The following is a 2,479-nucleotide window of genomic DNA, read 5'->3' as shown; positions in this document are numbered from 1 at the left end:
GGCCTCCTTGCCGCCCACCGACTTCGGCAGGCCCAGGCGCAGGAAGCCGGCGCGGTCGCAGCGGTCGCGCGCCTCGCGGCACACAGCCTCGTAATCGGAGTGGGGAATGCCGCCGCGCTCCCAGTCGGTGCGGGCGAACTCGCGGCGGTGGTCGAAGAACTGGGGATGGGCCTGCTCCAGCGGCACCAGTTCGCGCTCGACGAAGGCGTCGATGTCGCGCAGCGTGGCGCGCAAGTCCTCGGGGATGTCGAAATCCAATTTTGTCTCCTGTGGCGGCACCTGCAGTGCCGGCATGCCAGGGGATGCTAGGAAGGGGGGAGGGGCGGGGCATCGTCGCAACCGACGAATCGCGGCCGTGGCCGCCGCGAGCGCCCGAAATCGTCTCAACCGACGATGGCCGCGCCGGCGGGCCTTCCTAGGATGCGCCGAGGCCCGCACTCCCCATAGCGGACCGTCAAGGAGACAACATGCATCCTCTCTCCCTCTCCCGCCGGCAGCTGCTGACGCGCGCGGCCGCCGGCAGCGCGCTGCTGGGCCTCGGCCCGCGCGCGTTCGCCCAGTCGACGGACTTCCCGAACCAGCCGATCAAGTTCATCGTGCCCTACGCAGCCGGCGGTGTCACCGACCTGGTGATGCGCACCGTGAGCAAGCAGGCCGCCGACAAGATCGGCCAGCCGATCGTGATCGACAACCGCGCCGGCGCGGGCGGCATGGTGGGCGTGAACGCCGTGGCCAAGGCGGCGCCCAACGGCTACACCATCGGCGCCACCGCTTCGTCGAGCATCATCGCCAGCCCGCTGCTGAACAACGAGGTGCCGTACAACGCAGCCACCGACTTCGCCTTCATCAGCCTGCTGGCCACCGTGCCCATGGTGCTGTGCGTGCCGACGGCGCTGCCAATCCACGACGCCGCCGAATTCCTCAAGTACGTCCAGGCGCACAAGGGCAAGCTGAGCTACGGCTCCACCGCCATCGGCCACTACGGCCACGTGGCCCTGCTGGAGGTGAGCGATTCCCTGCAGGCCGGCATGGTGCATTCGCCGTACAAGGGCGAGACGCCGCTGATGCAGGACTTTCTGGGGGGGCAGATCAACTTCGCGTTCTTCGCGCCCTCGACGGCCAAGCCCCAGGTGGAGGGCGGCAAGCTGCGCATGATCGGCGTCTCCGGTACCAAGCGGCTGAAGAACATGCCCAACGTGCCGACGCTGGCGGAGCAGGGCTGGTCGGCGCCGGTGTTCAGCATGAACCCGGGCTGGGTGGGCGTGATCGCGCCGGCCAAAACCCCGGCGGCCATCGTGCAGCGGCTCTCGGCCGAATACCAGGCGGCGGTGAAGACGCCCGAGGTGTTCGACAAGATCGTGGACAACGGCATGGACCCGGTGGGCAGCACCGGCGAGCAGTTCTTTGCCGCCTACCAGAAGGAAAAGCCCGTCTGGAAGCAGCTCTTCACCAAGGCCGGCCTGGACGTGAAGGGCGCCTGAAGCGATGCGTGCCGTGTTGGCGCGGCGGCATGGGCCGCCGGAAACGCTGTCGCTGGAGGAACTGCCGGCCCTGGTGCCGGCGGCCGGTGAAGTGGTGGTGGCCGTGCATGCCGCGGCCGTCAACTTTCCCGACACGCTGATCATCGAGGACCGCTACCAGATCAAGCCGCCGCTGCCCTTCTCGCCGGGCGGCGAGGTGGCCGGCGTGGTGAAGGCGCTGGGCCCCGGGGTGACGGGCTTTGCCGTCGGCGATCCCGTCATCGCCGCCTGCCGCTACGGCGGCTTCGCCGAGGAGGTGGTGACCACGCCGGACCGGCTGGTCCCGGTGCCGCACGGCGTGCGCATGGAAGCGGCGGCGGCCCTGCTCATGACCTACGGCACGACCCACTATGCCCTGCAGGACTGCGCGCGCATCGCCCCCGGCGAGACCTTGCTGGTGCTCGGCGCCGCCGGCGGCACGGGCCTTTCGGCGATCGAGCTGGGCAAGCTGCTCGGCGCGCGGGTGATCGCCGCGGCCTCCAGCGCGGAGAAGCTGGCGCTGTGCCGCGCGCGCGGGGCCGACGAGACCATCCTCTACACGCCGCAGAACCTGAAGGACGAGATCAAGCGGCTCACGCGCGACCAGGGCGTGGACGTGGTCTACGACCCCGTGGGCGGCGAGTACGCCGAGCCCGCCCTGCGCGGCATGGCCTGGGGCGGCCGCTATCTCGTCATCGGTTTCACCGCGGGCATCCCGAAGCTGCCGATGAACCTGCCGCTGCTCAAGGGCTGCAGCATCGTGGGCGTGTTCTACGGCGCCTTCGCGAAGAAGTTTCCGCAGCGCTACGCGCAGTTGCGCGCCGAGCTGGTCGGTTGGCTGGCCGAAGGCCGCGTGCAACCGGCGATCACCGCCCGCTACCCGCTGGAGCAGGCTGCCGAGGCCCTGCGCCTCGTGGCCGACCGCCAGGCGCTAGGCAAGATCGTCCTCACCACCGCCCTGGGCCGCGGCGAAGCCTGAC

General features: G+C 70.1%; 2 protein-coding genes and 1 pseudogene. 2 read left to right on the top strand and 1 reads right to left on the bottom strand.

Going from position 1 to position 2,479, the window contains the following annotated elements:
* Window positions 1–294: pseudogene (locus VFM98_RS05320) on the bottom strand (hypothetical protein); the annotation flags it as partial.
* Between the two features lie 173 nt (window positions 295–467).
* Between VFM98_RS05320 and VFM98_RS05315 the strand changes: the two are divergent.
* Both VFM98_RS05315 and VFM98_RS05310 read left to right on the top strand, forming a co-directional pair.
* Window positions 468–1,481 (top strand): tripartite tricarboxylate transporter substrate binding protein, encoded by a 1,014-nt coding sequence (locus VFM98_RS05315; protein WP_325108857.1) that lies wholly within the window; start codon window positions 468–470, stop codon window positions 1,479–1,481.
* 4 nt (window positions 1,482–1,485) lie between these two features.
* Entirely contained in the window at window positions 1,486–2,478 is a 993-nt protein-coding gene (locus tag VFM98_RS05310; RefSeq protein WP_325108856.1) for an NADPH:quinone oxidoreductase family protein, read from the top strand.
* Window position 2,479 lies beyond the last annotated feature (1 nt).

It is taken from the genome of Ramlibacter sp. (assembly GCF_035706265.1).
In the GTDB taxonomy this organism is placed as follows: Bacteria; Pseudomonadota; Gammaproteobacteria; order Burkholderiales; family Burkholderiaceae_C; genus Ramlibacter.
This window is presented reverse-complemented; position numbering and strand designations above follow the sequence as displayed.

Excerpts from the sequence above, each read along its gene's own strand:
- VFM98_RS05315 (WP_325108857.1), top strand. The coding sequence starts at position 468 with ATGCATCCTCTCTCCCTCTCCCGCCGGCAGCTGCTGACGCGCGCGGCC.
- VFM98_RS05310 (WP_325108856.1), top strand. The coding sequence starts at position 1,486 with ATGCGTGCCGTGTTGGCGCGGCGGCATGGGCCGCCGGAAACGCTGTCG.